We start from the raw sequence: 21,564 nt of genomic DNA, 5'->3' as shown, positions 1-21,564 counted from the left end.
CCAACCCGACCTGGCTCAGGCAATCAACCCCAGTGTCAGTCCCTTCAAGGTAGCGGCTGCCCGGGTCGAGCATTCCAGTTTGCGAAAGATGCTTTCCATGTGCGTGCGAACCGTGCTCGGACTGATGTCCAGCAGCCGCGCCACCTCCTTGTTGCTGGCGCCACGGCTGATCTCCAGCAGGATGCGGCACTCCCGAGTCGTGAGTAACGAAGCCTTCGGTTGCCGCATCCGCCGCTCGCCACCTGCGGCGGCAATGACTGCTTCGCAAACATCGTTGTCGAACAAGCCATTGCCAGCATCCTGTTTGAGCAGCCTGGCTGCATCCGCTTCGCCGTAAGCCGATCGCCATGGCCTGGCTTCCCTTAGCGCGACCCAGGCTACCGATGTGGCGAACAGGCGATGCTCGGCACTCAGCGCATCACCCGCCACGCCTCGAAAATAGCCACTGCCGTTGAGCCGTTCATAGGCATGGGCTGCAATCTCTGCGGGCACAGCCAGTTCAGTGATAGGTCTAAGCGCCTGTTGCGTCCAGTAAGGGACAAGGCGCACCCGCTCCGCAGCGCTGTATGGCAGCGTTCCTGCGGTATTCCACAGGTGGTTCGAAACGGCTGCCCGGCCGAGACCGTAGATGAGCGCGGACTTGCCAATGTCTGTCAAAGTCGGTTCACGCAGCCCCCACAGGCGTGCAGCTTCCACGGCGACATGCGCGACCTGCCGCGAATGCCCTGCCAACCACGGCAGCTTCAAGTCGATTATGTCTCCCACCAACGTCAGTGAGACGCAACGCTGCTCATGCCCGTGGTCAACGGTTTTCCACAGCGTTTCCAGATCCGCCAGCCAGTCCTTTGCGTTGTCCAGAAGCAACGATACCAGCGACGCTGGATAGCGCCGATCCGACTGTTCTCTGATCCAGCGTAGCGCCGCATCCAGACCGTGTGCACGACTGAGAATATCCAGATCACCTGCAAGTACTACCTGATAGGCGACCTCCGGAATGTGCTCATGGGTCAGACCCAGCGGCCGGCCAGTGCCGTCGTAGGTTTCGAACACGCGACACAGGCCCGCCTCGACGGTGGCACCGAGCTGGAGGGTTTTGGCAATGGCTCCAGACACCTCACAGTGCACAACGGCAAGCGGGGTTGCCTGATGCACCGCGTTCATTTGCTCATTGCCCAGCGTCAAATCGAGCATCGCGCGGCGGCCATCGACGTCGTCGCCCAGCAGATCCGCAAAGCCTTCGGCATTGGCGGTGCAACCGGACCAGCGCAGCAAGGCAACCTGTTCCGCTACCCTCAGGTGCTCACCGTCGCCGTGCTGGGCCTGCGCAAGCATCCGCGCCAGTGCGGCAACGCGCCGGGAATGACCGAGAGGTTGTCCCATGCTGAGGTCACCGACCTGGGCGATCGTCGCCAGTGCCCCACCCAGGGAGATGTCCAGTTGCAACTCACTATCCATGAAAAATGTCCCGGGGTCGGCTAATTGACCGATGCCCACATCGCAGGCCGGTCAGCGGAATTTGAACTCCCGAACAGGAGCTCATCCAATGAAAACAATCAAATCGAAAATCGCTACCGTCGCTTTTGCCCTGGCCGGTACCTTCACCGCAAGCGCCAGTCACGCGCAGGATACAACGCCCTCCGTGGTGATCGTACACGGCACGTTCGCCGACGGCTCCGATTGGGCCAAAGCGGTGCCACTGCTCCAAGCCCAAGGGGGTGGCCGTTACGGTTGTGCAAAACCCGCTCACCTCGCTTGCCGACGATGTTGCCGCGACGCGCCGCGCCTTGAACAACCAGCAGGGCAAGGTGGTTCTAGTCGGGCACTCTTGGGATGGCACCGTGATTACCGAGGCCGGTAGCGATCCGAAGGTCAGCGCGCTGGTGTATGTCGCCGCCTTCGCGCCAGAGACCGGGCAAACCAGCGGCGAACAAGGTAAAGGCGCGCCCACGCCCCCTGGCACCAGTCCTGCTCCGCGAAAATGGGCCGAGACACGATATCGGTGGTCGACCATCAACTGCGCGTATATGGCATCGATAAACTGCGCATCGCTGATGCCTCGATCATGCCGCGAATTACCGCAAGCCAGCACAGCCCTCAATCGGTTTGCGGCCAGTCCTCGTCGGGAACGTCACTGAAATCACCGCCCTCCACGCCATCGATTTCGTACTGTGTCAGATAGTCGCCAAGCAGGTCGCCGAAGTGGTCTTGCTGAGTCTGCCGTTTGCCCTCCGCAATAAGGCCCGGAAGCAACAGGGCAACCGCGCCGACGCCTGCCGCCACGGTGCCTAGGACTCCAGCCAGCGGGGCCATCGCCGCCCTGACTGCCAGATGGCCAAAAAGGCCTGCGCCGCCCTCAATCGCTGATGCCAGGCCTGACAATGACGCCAGTGCGCCTGAAGTGATGCTGATACCACCACTGACGGGGTCGCCCTTGCGAATCGACTGAACGCCATCAAAGATTCCGTACGCACCCGCAACCATGCCGGCCAAACCGCCGATACCCTTGGCACCGCTTTCAAACTTGTCGGCAGTGCCAGTGAGAGATTTTATGGGGTCGTCGAAAAAGGCTCTGATTTTCGGATCAAGATCAATGTTTCCTTTGTTTTTCAGGTAGCTTTTCAGGTTCTTGGCACCACCCTCGGTGAGCAGGGTCGTCGTCATGACCGATCCGGTGGTGATGTCTATGATGTTTCGTTCGGTCAGGTTTGCGCCATTCTGAGCGCCTTTGGCGATCGTCACGCCAGCCATGAAGATGCCGCTAACGCCATGCAGTCCCCCTTTGTCAGACAAGTTCTTGAGGTCGGGGTTGAGCCAGGACGACTTCAATTCCGCAAGCGACTTTGTGCCTTGGCGCAGGATGTCCCAATTCGAACGGACACCCGCGACGATCTGATCAGCCGTTGCGACGGTGCCATCCGGATTGGTCACGAGTTCTGGATTGGACTGGATAAGCGTCTCGGCCATCGTCCTGACTTTTGCCTCGTCAAGCTCGTCACCGCCATTGATACCCAGGGCTTGCTTGACATCCTCGAAAGTGCCGTCTTTCATGGCGTTGTCGCGCCCGATCCGGCTGAAATTGTCGTTCAACTGCGGGTCTAAACCTGCGGTGACGCTGGGATCCAGCGCCGCGTTGTAGAGCGCGACCTCCGCGGAGAAGGTGCCGACCGCTTCTTCGAAGGTGCCCGTTTTCATCAGTTCTTCCAGTCGCGTCCCGGAAGCAAGCGACTGCTCGTAATAATCCTGGAACGCCTGGGCATGCTGAGAGGCAGCGAGCCCCTTCTGAATTTCTGCCCGATCATTGATGCCGAGCGCTTCCTGATAAAGCGTTGCCGTCGAGAAGTATTCGGCCAGCACCGCCTGTTGGTCGGTGCTGCCGTCTTTCGTATGCTTTTCCCATAGCGCATCAAGAGCTGCACCGGACTTGATGTCATCGTAGTTTTTTTGCACCGAGTCCTTTAACCCAGGAACTGCCTCAAATAGATTGGCCATCTGCGTCGAGGTGGTTTCATTAAGAAATTTGACCACCTCGGGATCACTTTGTAGCTGCTCAATGTGGCTGTTGACATCGGCAAGCAGCTTGTTGGGATCTGGATGGCTGCGCACAGCGTTGGCGATGGACACCTTACCGTAGTCATCACTCCACAGACCGGCAGCCGCACCGTCGATGATCAACTGTCGCGCCTTGAGCAGATCCTGTAACACCGCAGCCCGCTGTTCGGCGGAATAGTTGCCAGGGTTTTCAAAGACGTCCTTGCCCAGGTCACCGGTATCAATGCCGGAGACCCCACTGGCATTCGCTACCTGGTTGATGAACAGCAGAGCGTCTCCAGCGGTTTTGGGGCTGGAGGCCTTCAACCAATTCTGGATGTCGCGCTTGTCGAGCGCGCCATCGGGTTTGCTCTCCAATGGTTTCCCACTGGTTTCAAGCGTTTCGAACGCCCCCGTCTGCGACCAAAAAGTCAGGGCTTGCTTCAAGTCATCGCTGATGTTCGGGTTTTCATCCAGGTACTTCTGCAAGGACTCACGCGTCAGGTATTTACCGCTCTCCGTCCGATCGCTGATCTCGTCGAAGTTCTCCAGCAGCAGCGCCGAATGCTTCGCAAGTTCCAGGGAGGTCGCGTCAGCATTCGGGGAGGCTTTCAGAAAGTCGTTATAGGCGCCGATGTCTTCGGCTTTGACAGCAACAGGTCGTAGCCATGCATTCAGGTCGTTACTGCTGATTTTGCCGTCGGCCTTGTTGTTGTGTGCCTTGGTATCAAGCAGGTCAAAAAATCCTTTGTTATCGAGCAGGAACTGCGCCGCCTCGCGATCTTCTGCGCTTCGATTTTCATCGGCAGCGTACTTCCTCAAATCCTTGTCACTGACAATGCTGTCGGAGGCGTTCCAGTCGTCCCATCGATCACGGATCGTGTCGATGATCTCGCTGTTCTGCTCGTAAAACTTGCTCTGGTAGCCTTCCTGTTTCCAGACCACCTGGTTGTAGAGGTCGGGCGTCACGTCCTTCGAGACATGGATCTTTTCGCCATTGATCGTCAGGCGGATAAAGCCTGTGTGTTCATCCGGGGGCAAAATTTCTGCGCTCGCCAGTGTTTCTGCTGATAGAAGTGCGCCATCTGCGCGCAACAAAAAGCCTTCGTCGTTACCTTTTTGCAACGCATCAACCTTGGCGAAGTAATCAGGCGTCGCCTCTTTGCTGATGGTGAATTCATTGCCCCCTTCGTCTCGCGCGGAGTACGCCGTCACCTCGCCATCCACCCACCACCCCATGAAAATCTCGAGATCCTGGAGCGGTACGGTTTCGTCGTTGCGTAACGTACGTCCATCTGACTGCTTCAGCGTTTCTGCGATGGCGCCGCCCGCTTCTCGCAACGCCAAGAGCACGCTCTCAGGCAGGGACGGCAAAACTTCTTTGTCTGCCGCACCGCGTGGGTCAGGCTTTTTATCGCTGATTTGCATGCGGGCCGCGCCAAGCATTTTCTCAAAGCGCTGACCCGCTTCAAAATCAGGGGATTGGCTATCTGTGGGGCGGGCATTGCTGTCGATTCGCAAGGGGACGTCCTCCTGACAATGGCGCCGATAGCGCTAGAGGAATCAACTTTGACCATTGAACATTGCAGGGGAATGACTCGGCTCGAATCGCAACCTTAAACGCGCAAAAGACCCGATAGATCGGGAGAGCAGTTGGACGACCAAACGTCATGCCGGTTTACAGGGACTTTCAAACTCGCTCCGTCCATTTGTGAGGCACTCACCAGCAGGTACGCTCAAATCAACCGAGCGGCCACCAGGATATCCGCCACTGCCTGGAAGGTGTTATCCGGCACAGGGTCCCCCGGCACTGCCCGTCGGGCGATGTCCTTGGCCAGGACGGTATCGAGGCTATGGGCAATCCCCAGGCCCCGGGCCTGCGCAAGCAACTGCGCCGCGTCCTCGCGCTCGGCCTTGCACACCACCACCGGTACCGGAGTTTCGCCGCGTACATAACGTATACCCACCACCCAACCAGGGTCGGAGCCGACCATCAACGATGCACGCCCCACGCCCAGCTTGGTGGCCAGGGCTTGCATTTCCCGACGTTGGCGCTGGCGCTCCTGCTTGATCACCGGATCGCCGTCACTGTCCTTGCGCTCACGCTTCTGTTCGCTGCGGGTCATTTTCATGTCACGGCCAAACAGCCAGCGCTGCATCATCACGTCTGCCGCCCCGACCAGCAGAAAGGCAGCCAGCACGGTGAACACCAGAGGCTTGAGTACCAGGTAGAAAGTTGATTCGATGCAGCCGGCGCCGCAGCGCGACGACTCCATCAGCGCCTGCAACGCCCCACGCCCGATCACGTAGAACGCCAGCCCCAGCAGTACGACCTTGATCACGCCCTTGAGAAATTCAACGAAACTGCGCATCGAAAAAATGCGCTTGAAGCCATCGATCGGATTGATACGTTTGATGTCCGGTTTGAGGGGTTCGACCGAGAACACCACGCCGCGCATGCTGATGATGTTGGTCAGGATCACCGCCCCCACCGTCACGGCCACCACCGGCAGGGTGAGGTTGATGAGCAACTGCCCGGCGATGTCCAGCACCCGTGGCCAGGCGGTGTGAAAAGGTTCGATGTAGATCAGCGCGATCAGGTCCAGCAACGCGGTGATCTGTGCCTGGGCCTTGGGCACCATGATCGAGATACAGAGCGTGCAAAACAGGATGACCATGCCGGAGACCAGGTCCTGACTCTTGGACACCTGGCCTTTCTTGCGCGCCTCGCTGAGCTTCTTGCTGGTGGCCGGCTGTGATTTCTCTTCGCTGCTATCGCTCATGGACGCTTCGCCCGAAACAGGGAAGTCATACCGAATCGGCCAGCGTCTTCAGGAGCTCCACCGTACCGCGGAATTCGCCGAGTTGCTCGATCATCACCGGAATCAGGAAGCTGATGTAGACCACCATCAATACAGTGAAGAACATATTTTTCACCGGCAGCGACAGATCGAAAATGTGCAGGTTGGGCGCCATGCGCGACAGGTAAGCGAGCATCAGGTCAGTGACCAGCATGCAGATGATCAGCGGCCCGACCATGATCACGCCGATGCGGGTCACCTGGTCGAGAATCCGCAACACCGCCATCAACGCCGAACTGGCAAACAACGGTGTGAACTCGGTCACCGGCCATAACAGGTAGCTGTGGTAATAGCCGTCGACCATCATGATGAACCCGCTGGACATGAAGAACAGGGCGATCAACATCACCGTCAGCAAGGTGGCCATGACACTGGACTCGCCCGATGACAAGGGATCCACCAACTGGGCCATGGTCGAACCGCGTTGCAGATCGACCAACTCGCCGGCCACTTCCGCCGCCCAGAACGGGATGCCGAACAGCAGTCCGATGAGGATACCGATCAGGAATTCCTTGATCAGTAGGCCGGCCAGGAAGAACCCACCATGTTCTGGCAGTGCAGTGAAAGCGCCATACACCGGAACAAACATGGGGATGGCAATGGACACCGCGACGCAACTGCGGATCATGCCGGTCAGGCCCAGGCGGTTGAAGGCTGGGGTAATCACCACCACGCCCATGGCGCGGCTGGCGGACAGTGCCGCCGAGCTGATGACCGGATAGGCGACTTCGATGAACTGGTTGGCAAGCTCGATATTCATGCCATTCAGCGCGTCCACAACGGGAAGTTGTCCAGCACCTGATTACCCAGTTCCACCACCTGGCTCGCCAGCAACGGCCCCACGAACACGATCGTCAGCAGCACCGCCACCAGCTTGACCGCCTGCGGCAGGGTCTGGTCCTGGATCTGGGTGAGTGCCTGCAGCAACCCCACTCCCAGGCCGACGATGATCGCAACAGCCAGTGCCGGGGCGGACAACAGCAGCACCGTCATCAGCGCCTGATTCATCAACGAAAGAAATACATCCTGGCCCATCAGGTGCCCCCATAGCTAAGAATCAGGCCATGCATCAAGCGCGACCAGCCGCTCAAGGCGACGAACAGAAAGAGCTTCAGCGGTATGGAAATCAGCGTAGGTGAAACCATGGACATGCCCATGGCCATCAATACGTTCGCCACCAGCAAATCCACCACCAGAAAGGGAACGTACAGCAGAAAACCGATTTCGAACGCCCGGGTCAGTTCGGAGCTGACGAACGCCGGCACCAGCACCACCAAGTCATCGTCGCGCAGATCGGCCCGGGCTTCAGGAGACCAGATGGTCTCCGTGGCCTGGATGAAAAAACCACGCTCGCTTTCGTTGGCGAAACGCGAAAGGTGCGCCTGCAATGGCGGCCTCAGTGCGTCCCCGAAGGCAGTAAGTTGCTCGATGCTCTCGATGTTGAGATCACGGCCCTGCACCTGCCGGTACATGTCGCCCAGCAACGGCGTGGTGACGTAGACCGACAGGATCAGGGCGATGCCGTACAGCACCATGTTGGGCGGTGTCTGTTGCACGCCCAGGGCGTTGCGAATCAGGAACAGCACCACGGAGATTTTCATGAAACCGGTCAGGGTCACCACTGCCAGCGGAATAAGACCGATGGTGGCGACGACCACAATGATTTCAATCAGGTTGGGCTGGTAGCCATTCATGACGCGGCGATGCTCAACACGCGCACGCCCAGGCCTGGACCAATCCTGACCAATTGCCCCTGGCCGACGCGACGCCCGTTTATCATCAGGTCGACGCTGTCCTGGCGTTGCTCGGTGAACGACAGCAGGCTGCCCTCCCCCAGTTCGCGCAGCTGCGCCAGGGTCAACTCGACACTGCCGGCCTGGCAAACCATTTTCAGTGGCAGTTCGTCCAAGCGCGAATCCAGGTTTCGCCCGTCAGCGGTTTCACTCATGGTGGGTGCTTCGTTCACAGAAAATTCCTTGGAAAGATTGATGCTCATCGGTGTTTCAAGCAGTGTCAGCCTGGTGCCGTCCTGGCCGGCCCGGGCGTGCAGACGATGGTTCACCACCAGCCGCACCTGGCCCATGGGCCAAGGATCGAGCATCACCACATCGCCCGGATTGAGGCTGCGCAGCTCGCCGACACTCAGCTCGGCTTCGCCGGCCTCGACCGCCAGCCACAGGAGCAGGTCTGTTAGCGCATGGGGAGCCGGCGGTGCATACCGATCGAGCCACTGCGCGACCTGCTCGCCAGCGTTGGCACTCAAGTGCAGCACAACGAGCATGGACGAGCCGTCGAGCTGGACTTGGGTGACCAGGCGCAACGGGCAAGGTTGCGCGGCCAGGGCGGCGTGAACCGGGTCGGCGTGGTCAATGAAACGCATCGATTGCCCGGTCAGGCGCTCCAACGGTTCGATCAGACTCAGCAGGGCCAGCTCCAGCAGCATCGCGCCAGGCAAGGTTTGAAAGTCCAAGGCAACGGGCACACCCAGGGCGTGCAGCGCCTGCGCTGGCAGGTGCAGCCTGATGGCCGACGCGTCGCCCTCCTCGCCCAGCCCCAGCAACAGCTCAACTGCCGTGACGTCAGGTTCGGCAACGGAGCCCCAGCGCACGCCAATCACCTGGCCTGCGCATTCTCCCTTCCAGGTTTCGCGGCTACGATGCAGGCGATTGTGCAGGTCCACCCATTGGGGGTCGACAGGCGTCAATTGTTCGGCAAAGGGTGTCCAGAGTGGGTCCTGGTGACAGCTCACGCACGGCCTCCGATAGCAGCGCGAGGAATTTCGTCGGCCTCCAAACGGTGTTCGTCGACAAGGCGCTCGACGCGCTCGCGGCCTTCGAGCAAGGTGTCGCAGGCTTGCGCCTGGCGCTGTCGAGCCACATGGGCAACCCGAAACACTTCGCGCTCGTGCTCGTGGATTTCCAGGGTGCGCGCCACTTCACTGACGCTCACTTCCAGCTTTCGCTGTCCGCCCTCGTACAGCTCCTCCAGATGCTCCTGGGCCATACGCCAGTCGCTGATCGACATGCCTTCGCTGATCGAGCCGTAGATGCGCTCGGCTTCACGGGCCAGGGCCTCACGATGCAGGCGCAGGTTTTCCTTGGCGTCATCCAGCGCCACGTTGGTCTGCCGGCAGCGTCGCTGCTGAGCGACCAGTTGGCTGGACGCACGTTGCTCACGCAACTTGCGCAACGCTTGAAGGCTACGCATGTCACTGGTTTTCATAAGACCTCCATGGTTGTCATGCCATCACCCTGCGCATGTGTTGCAGGGTTTCGTTGGGGTTGCTTGGCTCGTTGGCCCCTTGGCGCAAGAACGCTTCAATGGCGTCATGCCGCTCAATCGCCTCGTCGGCCAGTGGGTCGCTCCCGGCGGCGTATTCGCCGACCCGGATGAGCATTTCGATCTCGTTGCGCCGCGCCATCAGCTCGCGCATGCGCATGGCCAGGTGGCGTTGCTCGTCGCCACACACCTGGTCCATCAACCGGCTACGGCTTTGCAGCACATCCACCGCCGGGAAAAAGTTGCGTTGCGCAAGTTCGGCGCTGAGCACGATGTGCCCGTCGAGGATTGAGCGGGTTTCTTCAGCCACCGGGTCCATCGAGGCATCGCCTTCTGTGAGCACGGTATACAACCCGGTGATGCTGCCGGTCTCGCCGGGGCCGGCGCGTTCAAGCAGGCGCGGCAAGGCGGAGAAAAAGGAGGGTGGGTAACCGCGACGGGTCGGCGGCTCGCCCACCGCCAGGCCGATTTCACGCTGGGCCCGGGCAAAGCGGGTCAGGCTATCCATCAACAGCAGCACGTTGCGGCCCTGGTCGCGGTGATATTCGGCCAGCGCAGTGGCAACAAAGGCGGCGCGTACCCGCTCGGCAGCCGGACGGTCGGAGGTGGCGACCACGGCCACGGTACGCGCCCGGGCCTCGGCGCCCAACTGCACATCGAGCAGCTCGCGCACTTCACGGCCGCGCTCACCGATCAGGGCGATCACGATGACATCTGCACTGGTATTGCGCACGATGCTCGCCAGCAGCGAAGACTTACCCACTCCCGGTTCACCGAAGATGCCCATGCGCTGGCCCTGGGCCAAGGTCAGCAGGCCGTCGATGCTGCGCACCCCCAAGGACATCGGGTGGGCAATCAGTTGGCGGCTGAACGGCGCTGGAGGCTCGGCATGCAAGGGGTAACGCTGCAACACGCCCAGCGGCGGGCTGCCATCGAGAAATTCGCCCATGGGGCTGATCACCCGGCCCAGCTGCGCATCGCCGACGCTTACCCCCAGGGTCTCGCCGGTGGCGATGATTTCGGTGCGGGTCGACAGGCCGTCCATCGAACCGATGGGCGAAAGGATCGCTTCGTCATCTTCAAAACCAATGACTTCGGCAGCCAGGCTGCGGCCGCTGCCGGGTTCGCGCAACTGGCACAGTTCACCGATGTGCACACCGGCGACGCTAGCGCGCAGCAGCACTCCGCGGATACTGCGGATGGTGCCCTTCATGGGGCGCGGTCGGGCATTGGCCAGACGTTCGGTCAGGCGCGGCAGCAGGTCGTGGGGGATCGTGATCATGGCTGTGCCTCGTCGGCAAACGGCAGCAGGTTGCGGCGCAGGTTGAGCAACTGGGCTTCAAGCCCCAGCTCCACTGAACCCACCGGACTGCTCAGCCGTGCCTGACCACCTTGCAACCGATCGTCCGGTTCCACGGCAATCGTCGGCAAGCCGTCCTCTTGCAGTTTGAGTTGCTGACGCACCGCTTCGGCGTCCTGACGGGAGACGAACAGGGTCAGGGCCTGATCCTGGCGGAACGCCCCCAATGCCTTGCGGGCGCAACGCATCACGCGCTCGGCATCGTCCATGTCATCGAGTATTTCGCGCACAATGCCCAGCGCCAGATCGGCCAGGGACGTTTCCAGCCCGGCCAGCCAGGCATCGATCCTCAACGACGTTTCGCCCAGCAGTGCGCTGACCTGTTCGGCACCCTCCCGGCGCCCGCTTTCAAAGCCTTCGGCATGGGCTTGTTGCAGCCACTGCTCACTGTCTTGCCTGATGGCCTCAGCCTCGTCACGGGCAGCCTGCAGGAAGGCGTAGCCGTCTATCCACAGGTCTGCCTGTTCGGCACGCAGAATACGGGCGGCAGGACGGGTCGGAAGCTCGCTCATCGGGTCCCCTGCTCCTCAAGCTGTGGAAGGTTCGAGGCGGCGCTGCGCACGATGGCCAAGGCATTGGCCACAGGTGTGGCACTTACCGGTCCGCTCTCAACTGGCAGCTCGGCAAAACGCAGGCGCAGCCAGGGCCGAAGTGGCGCTGGCTGGGCGCTCAGCCAAGCGGTGATGCAGCGGGCGCCATCATGGTCGATGGCTTCAAGCAGTTCGACCGGCTGGCGCAGCAAGTCGGCACCGCTGCCCAGGGCACGGTTTGCCAGGGCCAGGGCAAACACATCACTGCCCAGCAAATAGCGCAACTGGTTGACCACATCGCCACGGATCTCGCGACTCAGGGTGGTGCTATGCAAAATCGCGCCACACAGACGCGGCAGGCGCTTGAAGGCCTCGGGAGGCAGCATCAGAACCGGTAGATCGTCGACATCGGGCAGTGGCAGGCTACCGGGAGCCTGCAGCTCATGACGGCTGAGCAACAAGCGTATCAATCGCGCCTGGAAGCGCGGCTGTTTGCGCAATGCGCTTAGCGCACTGCCGGAGGTCTCGGGGAAGCACGCCGCAAGAGGCTGCGTGCCGACGAAATCCAGCGGCTGCTCGAGCAGGTTTTGCCACTGCGGCAAAGCGGCGGCACTCATTTCACGTCCTCCAGCTCATACAAGGCGCGGGAGGCGCGTCGTTGCCAGTACTGCCAGCCCAACACACCGACCATCGACAGCGCGGCCAGCAGCAGGACGCCGAACAGCATCCGGGCACGGGGCAGGTTGTCTTCGAGCATCCATATGCCCAGGAAGCTGGCCAGGCGCGGCTGTGCGTTGGCCCGGCCGCTGCCGGTGGCGGCCTTGATTACCGTGACCGACACCCCTTCGTAGCTCAAGCCGGAGATGCCGTTGGCCACCAGGGTTTTGATCTGCGGGATCAGGGGGTTGATGTCGGTATTGGGGTCGTAGCGCACCAGCACTGAAGCCGACGACGGGGAAATCACCCGTTTGAGCAGGTCATTGTCGGGCAGCACCACATGTACCCGGGCAGAAACCACACCGTCGATCAGCGAGACGCTGTGCGAGAGTTCTTCACTGAGCGCGTAGACCATCTGGGCCCTTTCCTGCACGGGAGAAGACACCAGGCCACCACTCTTGAACACGGCGCCCATGTTGGAAAAGGTTTGGCCCGGCAAGCCAGCTTCGTCGAGCAGGCTCATGGCCTCGGCAAAGCGTTTTTCGTCCACCACCACGGTGAGTTGGCCGTTTTCCTGGACCTTGCGCGAGGCCGGCACACCCTCACGCAGCAGCACTGCAACCATGGCATTGGCCTCACGCTCGCTGAGGTTGGTGTACAGGTCGATATCGCAGCCCTGCAGCATGCAGGCAAAGGCGAGGACAATCATCAGGCGCACGGCATGGCAACGGCGGAACATGGCTTTATTGACCTTTCAAGAGCGTGTTGGCTGCGCCGGAAATCTGCGTCGCGCCACGAACGACCATCTGAGTTTCAATGGAGTAATCGAACATGCGGCCCAACGATTGGACGATCTGGTCGACCTGCTGATCGCCGACCTTTTTCCCCGACTCGCCCGCCGCCCCCTCAGGAAGTGACGCGAGCGATTGCGTGCCGGGAGGAGCCACAACGTTGCCAGCCGTCGGCCCATTGGTCAGCGCATCGGCACGCTTGGCGAAGTTTTGCGAACGGTCGATGAAACCGTTCAGGCGCTCCATCAAGCCTTCGCCAATCTGGTGCGGACTGGCGCCGGCAGGCATGCCCTTGGCGCTGTTTGTCATGTGTTCGAACAAGTTCTGGGAGGCCTGCAAATCGACCTGCCCTCCTGACGGCGGCAGCGCCGCCGTGGCTGTTGTTCCGAGACTTACAGTCATGGCGTGGGCCTATTCGTCATCATCCGACTGGGCTTCATTCAGGATTTCCTGGGCACGAGGCATGATGATGAACTGGCCACCAATCGTGACGGCCTGAGTGATCAGGGCCTCAGTGAGTTCTTCATCGCTCAGCTCGCTCTTGGCGTTGTCCACCGCTGCATTGAACTGCGCTTCGGAGTGAGCAGTGACAGCGGTATTTTCGCTGATGGGGGTAACTGACATGGTGGTTCTCCTTGACGGGGTTGATGACAGATCGATCGGTTAATGGAGCCTACAGGCGAGTGCTTTCACTCTTGTGTCACTGCACCGCCCCTGAACACACGCACGCCGCGCTCGCGAGTCGTCGTCGCCATCGGCGTCGGCGTCGGCGTAAGCTGCTGGTCGAAGTGTTGCTCAATCATGGCCAGCCAGGCCGGCGGCCCGGAAACGAACAACTCATCGCCATCGGGTCCGGTGCGCACCGACATATGCGTGCCGTAGACATCCCGGCTGGTGACGTAATCCTGCAACTGCTCCAACTGCCGGCCCTGGGCTTTGAAGAGTCGCGTATCGGTTTCGGAGTCGGCGGAGAGGTAAAGCACATTGCCGTCGAAGTACCACGTCAAACCGTTGAAGTCGCACAGCGCCGTCAGGAAGTCGCCGGCGGACTCGGCACGTATCCGGCTGCGCGATTTGCCGCGTACCTTGTCCGACATGACGACGCTCAGGCCCATGTTTTGGCCAAACTCTTGCAGCGCGGCGCGTACGTCCTGCTCGACCAGCACATAGGCATAGGGCCGAACGAACCAGTCCGGCTGCGGGTTGGCATCGTCGACTTGCGTTTGATTGGCGGCCAGCAGGTTAAGCGCGATCACCATCAGCGCCACGCCGATCGCCGCCCGCGACACCTTATGCATGAAATCGCCCTCCGCCGCCGGCCTGAAGACACGCCCCGAACAAAAAACGGGCACTCTTATGGATGATGTCAAGAAGATGACTTAAACGTCGGTCAACCTGTCCGGTCTGAGTGGTCAACACTCCTTGGTTTTGCCCACTGCAAAATTCGCCGAAAGAGCTCTGTTCATGCCAAATCGTTTTGCCTGCACATCGTTGTTGTTTGCCAGCATCACCCTTGCTTCCTGCGCCCACCAACCGGCCTCCGATGGCAGCTACCAGCGCTACATGCAACTGGCCGGCGACCTGCAAAAGCGTGGTGATGCGGGATCTGCCGCAGCGTTGTACGAAAAAGCCACCCAGGAACCGGACGCCCGGATCGACGCTTGGTTGAAACTGGGCGAAGCGCGCCTGGCCAGCGGCGATGCGCGGGCCGCCGAGCGCGCCTACCAGCAAGCGCTGGAACGCCAGTCCGACAATGCCGCGGCATTGCTCGGTGTGGGCACTGCCCAACTGCACCAGGGCAAACTGGATCGAGCGGTGACTTCCCTGACCCAGGCCAGCGCGGGCAACCACCCCGAAGCGTTCAATCGCCAGGGTGTGGCGCAGATGCTGCGGGGTGAGCCAGCAGCGGCCCAGGTGGCATTCAGCCAAAGTCTGGTCCTGGCGCCCACCAACCTGGACACTCAATGCAACCTGGCACTGGCCTACGCTTTGGGCGGCCAGTCGCAACAGGCGCTGCAAACCATCAAGGAGGTTCGCGACTCGCCCCGCGCCCAAGCCAGTCACCAACGCAACGCCCTGCTGGTCATGGTGCTGGCCGGCCGCGAAGAGGACCTCAAGACTCAAAACCTGGAAGACATCACGCCCAAGCAATACGCCCGGTTGCTGACAGAGGCCCGACGCATCAAGGCCATTCGGGACCCTGCGATGCAGGCCCGGGAGCTGGGGTTGGTCGGCAGTCGCTGAGCCAAAAGGTTTCATTGGCCCTCCTGCTTGTCGGCCTTGGCCTGCTGTTCGGCCAGCCGGCGACGCAGCTCCTCACGGTCATAACCTTCGATGTAAACCTGGGCCGCCCGGCCCACCGGCGCGGCCATCGTTGGGCCGGTTGCCCGGCCCTCGATCACATCCGAGCGCTGCTCCACCATCTGCAGCAGCGTCCGGTTATTCGCACAACCGGGCGGCAGCCGGCGCACATAACGCGCATCATCGGTATAGAAGTTGTCTCCGACCGGCGGCTCTAAGCAAGCCACCGGCACCCACTCAATCCGCCCATCGGCGTGGGTGAACGCCTGGTAGTTCGGTGAATAACTCACCGGTTCAAGCTGGGTGTTGCATGCGGTCAACAGCACGAGCGCGCCGAACGCCACAGCGACCAGAGACAGATGGGACGATTTAGGGTTCATGCTCGCTCCTGGCTCAATTGATGTAGAAACCGAACATGTCACTGCTGCGCGGCCCACCAGACGCATGGGTCGCGCCCTCGGGCTGAGCATCGAGCGGCGTGGCCACGTTGCGGGTGCGAACCGGTTCCACCAGATACGGCGTGATCAGAATCACCAGCTCGGTTTCGTTGCGCTGGAAGCGCTTGGAGCGAAACAGATTGCCCAGGATGGGCATCTCGCCCAGCATCGGCACTTTCTCGATGTCCTGGGTGCTCTCGCGCTGAAACAACCCGGCAATGGCGAAGGTCTGGCCGCTGCCAACCTCGACGCGGGTATCGGCACGCCGCACGCGGAATGAGGGCACCTGGTAGCCGCTCACGTCCACAGTGCTGGAGCCCATCAGACTGCTGACTTCCGGGCGCACTTGCAGGGCGATGCGCCCGTTGGGTAGCAGGGTCGGGTTGAACAGCAGCGAAACACCATAGGGTTTGTATTCGATCCCGACAGTGTCGCGGTTGACCGGAACAGGCACCGCGACCTCGCCTCCGGCCAGGAAGCTGGCTGTCTGGCCGGTCATGGCGGTGATGTTGGGTTCGGCGAGGATTTCCAGAATGCCGTTACTTTGCAATGCTTCAAGCATCGCATCGATGTTGACATTGCCCGAGGTCAGCCCGGCGCTAACCACATTGGAGGCACCAGACGCCGCACTGGAGGCCAGGGCACCGCCCGTCAACAGGCCAAAGGAAAAGGTACCGTTGTTGAAAAGGGCATTCCAATTCACGCCGTAGCGCAGCAACTCCGAGCGCGAGACTTCGGCGAAGCGCACCCGCAGGTTCACCTGGGCCGAGCCCACGTAGGAGGCCGTGTTGAGGGCCGAGCCCAAGCCCTGGCCTTCGGTGTTGAGCAGACTGTTGAGGTCGGTGGCTTCACCGACACTCTGGACCATTCCCTTGGCCACCATGCGATTGCCGGCACCGCTCACCTGGACATTGCTTGCGGGGTGCAGGTCTTTCATGGACCGCGTCACGGCCTGGGTGCCGCTGTTGATCGCCAGGCTCAGGCTGGCCAGTTCCTCACCCTCGGCGCTCAAGGCAATCAGGTTGGTTTGTCCGGGCGCCTTGCCGAACACGTAGATCACGCCAGGCGAAACCACCCGAAGATCGGCGATGCCAGGGTCTGCGACCAGCACCGACTCGACCGGATCCTGGAAATGCAGGATCCGCCCTTCGCCCTGGGCCAGGTCCAGCGTGGCCCGGCTGCCCGGAGCGATGGACTGTGCGCTGGCCTGTTGCGCCAGCAGTACAAATGACGCGGCAGCGATCCAGAAGCCGACATAGACAGGGACGCGAAACAGCGCAAAACACATCATCAAGCAGTCGCCATTGAAGTAAGGGAAGCGCCGTCGGCTGTCCGGCGGCCGGTCGTTTCAGTCAGGCTGATGGAACCGATGGCCTGCAGGTTGTATTCGCCGGCCAGCTCACGGAATGACAGCACCGCCAGCTCCAGCTCGCCCCGCACCACCAGTCGACGCAGGCTGCGACGTAACTCGGGATGCACCAACAGGACGGTGCGATCCCCCTCGGCCAAGTCCTTGCAAACGGCACGCAACTGGATCAGCAATGAACGGCTGGCATGCTCATTGAGCAACTCGCGAGGGTTATCGGCACGGCGCAGGTAAGCACGCAATTGTTCTTCCACCGCGGGGGTCAGCACGAAGGCGGTGATGACCCGGTTGCGGTCGGCGTACTGATGGCTGATCTGCCGCGCCAGACTGGCGCGCAAGTGGTCGGCCAGGCGCGCCGCATCCGGCTCGCGGGCGCCCCACTCGACCATGGCTTCGAGCAAGGCACGCTGGTTGCGAATCGATACACCCTCGGCGACCAACAAACGCAGGGTTTCAGCCAGACGCTGCAAGGGCACGCTGCGCGCGACTTCCTTGACCAACTCGTCATAGCTGGCTTCCATGCGCTCCAGCATCCTGCGGGTTTCCTGAATGCCCAGAAAGGTCGCGGCATTGCGGCGCAGACTGCGCTCGAGGATGGCCCGCAGGACTTCAGCGGCGCTGAGAAAACCGATACCGGCCTCCTCCAGCAGCGGCTGGTGAGTGCGTTCAATCCATTGCGCCGGGCGACTGTGCAACGGCGACGGCGCCTCCAACGCATGAATCTCCAACAGTTGAACGTGCACCAGATCGTCCTTGAGCATCAGGCAATCAACCGGTATCTCGCCCTCGCTGATGGGCACGCCTTCGAGTTCGACCGAAAAGCCGTTGGCGGGCAGGCTGCGGTCGATGTAGATGTCCGGCACCGGCACGTCGATCCCCAGGTCGCCGCGAATCTCATGGCACAAGGCTTCGATGCGCTGGCGCAACGGCAGTTCTGGCGCAGCCTGGGCCAGCGCCAGGCCAATGCTCAGCAGCACGCGGCTGTCCAGTGGCTTAGCCAGGGTTTCGTATTGTTCGAGCGGTTCGTCTTCGAGTGCCGCGACTTCGCTGGCGCCTTCGACCACCTCTTCCCGGGGCGCTTTGTCGCGGCGGTAGATCATGAACGCGGCAACGCCCAGCAAGGCCGACAGCCCGATGAACACGATGGCCGGAAAGCCCGGTAACAACGCCACGCCCAGCAGGATAAACGCGGTCAAACCCAACGCCTGGGGGCTGTATCCCAACTGATGGAAGATCTCGTTGCCCAGGTTGCCTTCGGTCGTGCCACTGTTGACCCGGGTCACCACCATACCGGCCGCGACCGAGATCAACAGCGCCGGGATCTGCGCGATCAGGCCGTCACCGACGGTCAGAAGCGAATAGGTGTGCGCCGCATCGGCAAACGACATATTGCGCTCGACCATGCCGATCATCATGCCACCCAGCAGGTTGACCGCCAGAATAACGAGGCTGGCAATCGCATCGCCCTTGACGAATTTCATAGCGCCATCCATTGCGCCGAACATCTGGCTTTCCCGCTCCAGACGCGAGCGTCGGCGGCGGGCTTCATGCTGATCGATATCACCGTTGCGCAAGTCGTTGTCGATGCTCATCTGCTTGCCTGGCATCGCATCCAGAGTGAAGCGCGCCGCGACCTCGGCCACGCGCTCGGCACCTTTGGTGATAACCACAAACTGGGCCACGGTGATGATCAGAAATACCACCAGACCGACCACGACCTGGCCGGCGATGACGAAATCGCCGAACGCCTTGACTATGTGACCGGCGTTGCCATCGAGCAGAATCAGGCGCGTGGTGGTGATCGACAGGGACAGGCGAAACAAGGTGCTTAGCAAAATCAACGGCGGCAACGCCGAGAACTCCACCGAGTGCTTGATGTAAAAGGCGACGATGAGGATCAGGATGCTCAGCGAGATGTTCAGGCCGATTAGCGTATCCACCAACCAGGTGGGCAGTGGAATGATCATCATCACGATGGCCATCAGCATGAAGGCGACAACGATCACGTCACTGCGCTGGGCGGCCATGCGGGCCAATGCGTTGAGGCGGTCGAGGAACATTATTGCGCGGCTCTGCGGGCGGTCAGATAACGTTTGAAGCACTGACGCGCCTCATCTTTGCGGCCACCGCTCCACAGCGCACGACTGCGCAACAGCAACAGGCCGCTGGACTCGCCTTCCAGTTCGAGCAGGCGATCCAGCGCCGACAGGGCACGCTCGGCCTGGCCGCTGTCGGTAAAGGCCATGACCAGATTGCGCAGCAGCGCAGTGTCGGCGGGCGTCATCTGGACGGCGATCAACAGCAGCACCAAGGCACGCTGCGACTGGCCACTACGGCGATAGAGCTCACCCATGCCCTTGAGCAGATCGACGCAGTCCTGCTCTTGGCGATTCATGACTCGATCACCTGGGCACGTTGTTCTTCGAGTAAACGACGCAGGTCGATTTCTTCGCTGATGAGCTCATGGGCCAACGCTTTGATCTCGGGCTCCGCATCGAGGGTGGGGATCACGTTGTCCAAGACGTATTCGAGAATCTCCATCGAGCGGCGACTGCCGAACAACTCTGCGGTCATGCCCTCAACGATGCCCGACTGTTCAATGTCGGCACGCAGCGAACGACGTGCCGACACCGCGCGCTTGCCCAGCACCGCATCGAAGCGTCCATCCTGGCGCGCCTTGGCCGGCTGAAGGCTTTCTACCGCAGGGGTTCTTTCGGCGGTTGCCGGTAAGGGAGCACCAGGATCAATTCTCATAAGGTTAACGTGAACCTTTCTTCACCGCGGGCGAGAACCACCTCATGGTTCTCGATGCGTTCGAGCATCCAGTTATCGGTCAGGGCGGCCCCCGGATACAGGCGTTCACCGTTGTCGTTGATCACGTAAGGGTTATCGCCGAACCACACCGCTTGAAAACGCACGCGAGGCTTGGCGATTTCTTTACGTGCCACCACCTCGGGAAGCAACATTACCTTCTGGCCAAAGCGGCTATCGAAGGCTTGCTGCAGACCCAGCCACTGGCTCTTCTGGGTCGGGCCATAAAAACCATGGGCACTGAGCTGACCATCGATTTCGCCGACCTTGATGTGGCGCAGGCCCAACGTGCCAAGCTGCTGCTCGAGCCAAGCCCTGGCCTGCGCGACGGTGTTCGTCGATTCAGGGTGCACGGTCGGTAGAGCGACCTTGTCGGCGGTACTCAACGCCAACGGCGAAACCGACTCGTCCCGAAAAGCAAAAGCGCCCACGCACAGGAACATCAGCAGCAACGCGATGAACCACCGTGTCTTGTGCTGGGGGGGCGATGTGATCGCAGCCGCTATCGGCTCCAGGCTCGCGGTGCCGTGGCTGAGGGTCAGGCGGGCCTTGCCGATGCGGATATCCACGGGCAAGTGCGCTCGATGCCCCTTGCCTGTGGGAATCAGAATTTCCCGGGCATGGGGACCACGCACGAACACATCGCCGCCCATTGCCTCAACGGCCACTTGGCCGTCGGTGAAACGTAGCGCCACATGACGCTCGACAATGCCTGCGTCGCTGAGCAGCAGATCAGCACTGGCGGCGCTGCCAAGCAGGTAGGCGGGCTTCTCCAGGGACAGGCAAACCCCCTGATGTAAACCGTGGGTGATACTCAGCACTGGCAGAGCCTTGTCCGTGGCCGCGACGACTGGAGTCGTGGCGAAAAAAGTCAGGGCTGTCATGGTGTATTACCGGAATAAGGCATGCGGAGAGGCACCCGTGAGGCACAGGTGAAGCTGTCGTTTTCCAGATTTAGCACCGCAACCAACAAGCATGCAGGCAGCCTTCGGGCTGCCTGCATGACGGCATCAGTTCTGAGGCCGTTGTTTGGTAGCGTCGAGCTCAGCTTTCTTGGCCGTGGACAGCTCGGTGATCTTGGCCGATTTCTCGATCGCCATGTTGAAGGTGGCTTCCATCTTAGCGATAGCCGAGTCAGCATTGCCGGAACTTACTGGGGGAGTTGTGCTCATGTTGTTTCTCCTAACGTAAGAAATATTTGAGCCGCCAAGCGGCCAACTAATGTTGCCAAGCGAAGAGTAAGGGCCAAACATTACAGTTCAACGTCTAACACGTGTTTTAATCTCAGCCCCCCTCACTATATTGGCCGAATGAAAAACAAGAACTGCATCACACTTGGGGAATATTTTGCTTGGCAGAGGAAAGTTAGATCAGGGCGTGCAGAGACTGTCGCAAGCCCTGCATTAATTAGGCTAAACCGCTCCACCGCTCAAATCAGTACGCCACCTGACACCTCTGGCGAACAACTACTTACAGGCTTTGCGCAGACGGCATAAACAGCGCTTACACCGACATTCAAAGCTCGAGATAAAATAAAATAAATATCTACGGAACTTTTTCCGAGTAAACACCACGCAACTCAGCATTGATGGCCAGTTGCAATCAACTTCACACAAATTCAGTTACGTTTTACTGCCCGGACA

At 60.7% G+C, this 21,564-nt stretch carries 23 protein-coding genes and 2 pseudogenes; 3 read left to right on the top strand and 22 right to left on the bottom strand.

Annotation, left to right across the window (positions count from 1 at the left end):
* Nucleotides 1-15: 15 nt before the first annotated feature.
* Complete coding sequence (locus tag HQ912_RS12085; protein WP_173407536.1) at nucleotides 16-1,455, bottom strand: HD domain-containing phosphohydrolase; 1,440 nt, start codon at nucleotides 1,453-1,455, stop codon at nucleotides 16-18.
* 88 nt (nucleotides 1,456-1,543) lie between these two features.
* Here HQ912_RS12085 and HQ912_RS27800 point away from each other — a divergent pair.
* A pseudogene (locus HQ912_RS27800) lies at nucleotides 1,544-1,964 on the top strand (esterase/lipase family protein); the annotation flags it as partial.
* Nucleotides 1,955-2,179 (top strand): annotated as a pseudogene (locus HQ912_RS12080) (GMC oxidoreductase); the annotation flags it as partial. The pseudogenes HQ912_RS27800 and HQ912_RS12080, both read left to right, overlap by 10 nt.
* Here the strand turns inward: HQ912_RS12080 and HQ912_RS12075 are convergent.
* The 14 genes from HQ912_RS12075 to HQ912_RS12010 all read right to left on the bottom strand — a co-directional run bounded on the left by HQ912_RS12075 (nucleotide 2,095) and on the right by HQ912_RS12010 (nucleotide 14,304).
* Nucleotides 2,095-5,049, bottom strand: coding sequence for a type III effector HrpK domain-containing protein (locus HQ912_RS12075; protein WP_173406809.1), 2,955 nt, complete (start codon nucleotides 5,047-5,049; stop codon nucleotides 2,095-2,097). The pseudogene HQ912_RS12080 and the gene HQ912_RS12075 sit on opposite strands and share 85 nt — an antisense overlap.
* A 215-nt stretch (nucleotides 5,050-5,264) precedes the next feature.
* Entirely contained in the window at nucleotides 5,265-6,311 is a 1,047-nt protein-coding gene (locus tag HQ912_RS12070) for an EscU/YscU/HrcU family type III secretion system export apparatus switch protein (RefSeq protein WP_173406808.1), read from the bottom strand.
* 25 nt (nucleotides 6,312-6,336) lie between these two features.
* A complete protein-coding gene (sctT, locus tag HQ912_RS12065) occupies nucleotides 6,337-7,149 on the bottom strand; it encodes a type III secretion system export apparatus subunit SctT (RefSeq protein WP_047229722.1) in 813 nt (270 codons plus the stop codon).
* A gap of 5 nt (nucleotides 7,150-7,154) precedes the next feature.
* A complete protein-coding gene (sctS, locus tag HQ912_RS12060) occupies nucleotides 7,155-7,424 on the bottom strand; it encodes a type III secretion system export apparatus subunit SctS (RefSeq protein ID WP_047229693.1) in 270 nt (89 codons plus the stop codon).
* Nucleotides 7,424-8,083, bottom strand: coding sequence for a type III secretion system export apparatus subunit SctR (gene sctR, locus HQ912_RS12055; RefSeq protein ID WP_047229694.1), 660 nt, complete (start codon nucleotides 8,081-8,083; stop codon nucleotides 7,424-7,426). The genes sctS and sctR overlap by 1 nt, the downstream gene beginning before the upstream one ends.
* Nucleotides 8,080-9,138: a type III secretion system cytoplasmic ring protein SctQ gene (sctQ, locus tag HQ912_RS12050; RefSeq protein WP_052915348.1), complete on the bottom strand. Its 1,059-nt coding sequence runs from the start codon at nucleotides 9,136-9,138 to the stop codon at nucleotides 8,080-8,082. Before sctQ ends, sctR begins: the two co-directional genes overlap by 4 nt.
* Nucleotides 9,135-9,611: a hypothetical protein gene (locus tag HQ912_RS12045; protein WP_107322709.1), complete on the bottom strand. Its 477-nt coding sequence runs from the start codon at nucleotides 9,609-9,611 to the stop codon at nucleotides 9,135-9,137. The genes sctQ and HQ912_RS12045 overlap by 4 nt, the downstream gene beginning before the upstream one ends.
* Before the next feature lie 16 nt (nucleotides 9,612-9,627).
* Nucleotides 9,628-10,950 (bottom strand): FliI/YscN family ATPase, encoded by a 1,323-nt coding sequence (locus tag HQ912_RS12040; protein ID WP_047229696.1) that lies wholly within the window; start codon nucleotides 10,948-10,950, stop codon nucleotides 9,628-9,630.
* A complete protein-coding gene (sctL, locus tag HQ912_RS12035; RefSeq protein ID WP_047229697.1) occupies nucleotides 10,947-11,540 on the bottom strand; it encodes a type III secretion system stator protein SctL in 594 nt (197 codons plus the stop codon). Before sctL ends, HQ912_RS12040 begins: the two co-directional genes overlap by 4 nt.
* Nucleotides 11,537-12,175, bottom strand: a complete 639-nt coding sequence (locus HQ912_RS12030; protein WP_047229698.1) for a hypothetical protein — start codon at nucleotides 12,173-12,175, stop codon at nucleotides 11,537-11,539. Before HQ912_RS12030 ends, sctL begins: the two co-directional genes overlap by 4 nt.
* Nucleotides 12,172-12,954 (bottom strand): type III secretion system inner membrane ring lipoprotein SctJ, encoded by a 783-nt coding sequence (gene sctJ, locus HQ912_RS12025; RefSeq protein WP_047229699.1) that lies wholly within the window; start codon nucleotides 12,952-12,954, stop codon nucleotides 12,172-12,174. The genes HQ912_RS12030 and sctJ overlap by 4 nt, the downstream gene beginning before the upstream one ends.
* A gap of 4 nt (nucleotides 12,955-12,958) precedes the next feature.
* Nucleotides 12,959-13,408 carry a hypothetical protein gene (locus HQ912_RS12020; RefSeq protein ID WP_047229700.1) on the bottom strand — a complete coding sequence of 150 codons (450 nt, stop codon included), beginning with the start codon at nucleotides 13,406-13,408 and terminating at the stop codon, nucleotides 12,959-12,961.
* 9 nt (nucleotides 13,409-13,417) lie between these two features.
* On the bottom strand, nucleotides 13,418-13,630 hold the full coding sequence (locus tag HQ912_RS12015) for a hypothetical protein (protein WP_047229701.1): 213 nt from the start codon (nucleotides 13,628-13,630) through the stop codon (nucleotides 13,418-13,420).
* 65 nt (nucleotides 13,631-13,695) lie between these two features.
* Nucleotides 13,696-14,304, bottom strand: coding sequence for a type III secretion protein (locus tag HQ912_RS12010; protein ID WP_083714391.1), 609 nt, complete (start codon nucleotides 14,302-14,304; stop codon nucleotides 13,696-13,698).
* Nucleotides 14,305-14,470: 166 nt separating this feature from the next.
* On the opposite strand from HQ912_RS12010, the gene HQ912_RS12005 reads away from it, so the two are divergent.
* Nucleotides 14,471-15,250: a tetratricopeptide repeat protein gene (locus HQ912_RS12005; protein ID WP_047229702.1), complete on the top strand. Its 780-nt coding sequence runs from the start codon at nucleotides 14,471-14,473 to the stop codon at nucleotides 15,248-15,250.
* An 11-nt stretch (nucleotides 15,251-15,261) separates the two neighbouring features.
* Here HQ912_RS12005 and HQ912_RS12000 read toward each other — a convergent pair whose 3' ends face one another.
* The 7 genes from HQ912_RS12000 to HQ912_RS11970 form a co-directional block, all read right to left on the bottom strand.
* Nucleotides 15,262-15,687, bottom strand: a complete 426-nt coding sequence (locus HQ912_RS12000) for a hypothetical protein (RefSeq protein ID WP_076384083.1) — start codon at nucleotides 15,685-15,687, stop codon at nucleotides 15,262-15,264.
* 13 nt (nucleotides 15,688-15,700) lie between these two features.
* A complete protein-coding gene (locus HQ912_RS11995) occupies nucleotides 15,701-17,035 on the bottom strand; it encodes a type II and III secretion system protein family protein (protein WP_076384082.1) in 1,335 nt (444 codons plus the stop codon).
* A complete protein-coding gene (sctV, locus tag HQ912_RS11990) occupies nucleotides 17,035-19,173 on the bottom strand; it encodes a type III secretion system export apparatus subunit SctV (RefSeq protein WP_107323290.1) in 2,139 nt (712 codons plus the stop codon). The genes HQ912_RS11995 and sctV overlap by 1 nt, the downstream gene beginning before the upstream one ends.
* A complete protein-coding gene (locus tag HQ912_RS11985) occupies nucleotides 19,170-19,505 on the bottom strand; it encodes a tetratricopeptide repeat protein (RefSeq protein ID WP_047229706.1) in 336 nt (111 codons plus the stop codon). The genes sctV and HQ912_RS11985 overlap by 4 nt, the downstream gene beginning before the upstream one ends.
* On the bottom strand, nucleotides 19,502-19,864 hold the full coding sequence (locus HQ912_RS11980; RefSeq protein WP_047229707.1) for a hypothetical protein: 363 nt from the start codon (nucleotides 19,862-19,864) through the stop codon (nucleotides 19,502-19,504). The genes HQ912_RS11985 and HQ912_RS11980 overlap by 4 nt, the downstream gene beginning before the upstream one ends.
* Nucleotides 19,861-20,805, bottom strand: coding sequence for an FHA domain-containing protein (locus HQ912_RS11975; protein ID WP_047229708.1), 945 nt, complete (start codon nucleotides 20,803-20,805; stop codon nucleotides 19,861-19,863). The genes HQ912_RS11980 and HQ912_RS11975 overlap by 4 nt, the downstream gene beginning before the upstream one ends.
* Nucleotides 20,806-20,931: 126 nt before the next feature.
* Entirely contained in the window at nucleotides 20,932-21,093 is a 162-nt protein-coding gene (locus tag HQ912_RS11970) for a hypothetical protein (RefSeq protein WP_163006721.1), read from the bottom strand.
* Nucleotides 21,094-21,564 lie beyond the last annotated feature (471 nt).

It is taken from the genome of Pseudomonas sp. MPDS (assembly GCF_013283895.1).
GTDB lineage: Bacteria > Pseudomonadota > Gammaproteobacteria > Pseudomonadales > Pseudomonadaceae > Aquipseudomonas > Aquipseudomonas rhizophila.
The sequence above is the reverse complement of the archived record's forward strand: the minus strand, read 5'-3'. Positions and strand labels throughout refer to the sequence as shown.

Excerpts from the sequence above, each read along its gene's own strand:
- sctT (WP_047229722.1), bottom strand. The coding sequence starts at position 7,149 with ATGAATATCGAGCTTGCCAACCAGTTCATCGAAGTCGCCTATCCGGTC.
- HQ912_RS12045 (WP_107322709.1), bottom strand. The coding sequence starts at position 9,611 with ATGAAAACCAGTGACATGCGTAGCCTTCAAGCGTTGCGCAAGTTGCGT.
- HQ912_RS12020 (WP_047229700.1), bottom strand. The coding sequence starts at position 13,408 with ATGACTGTAAGTCTCGGAACAACAGCCACGGCGGCGCTGCCGCCGTCA.
- HQ912_RS12010 (WP_083714391.1), bottom strand. The coding sequence starts at position 14,304 with ATGCATAAGGTGTCGCGGGCGGCGATCGGCGTGGCGCTGATGGTGATC.
- sctS (WP_047229693.1), bottom strand. The coding sequence starts at position 7,424 with ATGGGCCAGGATGTATTTCTTTCGTTGATGAATCAGGCGCTGATGACG.
- sctJ (WP_047229699.1), bottom strand. The coding sequence starts at position 12,954 with ATGTTCCGCCGTTGCCATGCCGTGCGCCTGATGATTGTCCTCGCCTTT.
- HQ912_RS11975 (WP_047229708.1), bottom strand. The coding sequence starts at position 20,805 with ATGACAGCCCTGACTTTTTTCGCCACGACTCCAGTCGTCGCGGCCACG.
- HQ912_RS12070 (WP_173406808.1), bottom strand. The coding sequence starts at position 6,311 with ATGAGCGATAGCAGCGAAGAGAAATCACAGCCGGCCACCAGCAAGAAG.
- HQ912_RS12040 (WP_047229696.1), bottom strand. The coding sequence starts at position 10,950 with ATGATCACGATCCCCCACGACCTGCTGCCGCGCCTGACCGAACGTCTG.
- sctR (WP_047229694.1), bottom strand. The coding sequence starts at position 8,083 with ATGAATGGCTACCAGCCCAACCTGATTGAAATCATTGTGGTCGTCGCC.
- HQ912_RS12015 (WP_047229701.1), bottom strand. The coding sequence starts at position 13,630 with ATGTCAGTTACCCCCATCAGCGAAAATACCGCTGTCACTGCTCACTCC.
- HQ912_RS12085 (WP_173407536.1), bottom strand. The coding sequence starts at position 1,455 with ATGGATAGTGAGTTGCAACTGGACATCTCCCTGGGTGGGGCACTGGCG.
- HQ912_RS11970 (WP_163006721.1), bottom strand. The coding sequence starts at position 21,093 with ATGAGCACAACTCCCCCAGTAAGTTCCGGCAATGCTGACTCGGCTATC.
- HQ912_RS11980 (WP_047229707.1), bottom strand. The coding sequence starts at position 19,864 with ATGAGAATTGATCCTGGTGCTCCCTTACCGGCAACCGCCGAAAGAACC.
- HQ912_RS11995 (WP_076384082.1), bottom strand. The coding sequence starts at position 17,035 with ATGATGTGTTTTGCGCTGTTTCGCGTCCCTGTCTATGTCGGCTTCTGG.
- HQ912_RS12030 (WP_047229698.1), bottom strand. The coding sequence starts at position 12,175 with ATGAGTGCCGCCGCTTTGCCGCAGTGGCAAAACCTGCTCGAGCAGCCG.
- HQ912_RS11985 (WP_047229706.1), bottom strand. The coding sequence starts at position 19,505 with ATGAATCGCCAAGAGCAGGACTGCGTCGATCTGCTCAAGGGCATGGGT.
- HQ912_RS12000 (WP_076384083.1), bottom strand. The coding sequence starts at position 15,687 with ATGAACCCTAAATCGTCCCATCTGTCTCTGGTCGCTGTGGCGTTCGGC.
- sctL (WP_047229697.1), bottom strand. The coding sequence starts at position 11,540 with ATGAGCGAGCTTCCGACCCGTCCTGCCGCCCGTATTCTGCGTGCCGAA.
- HQ912_RS12005 (WP_047229702.1), top strand. The coding sequence starts at position 14,471 with ATGCCAAATCGTTTTGCCTGCACATCGTTGTTGTTTGCCAGCATCACC.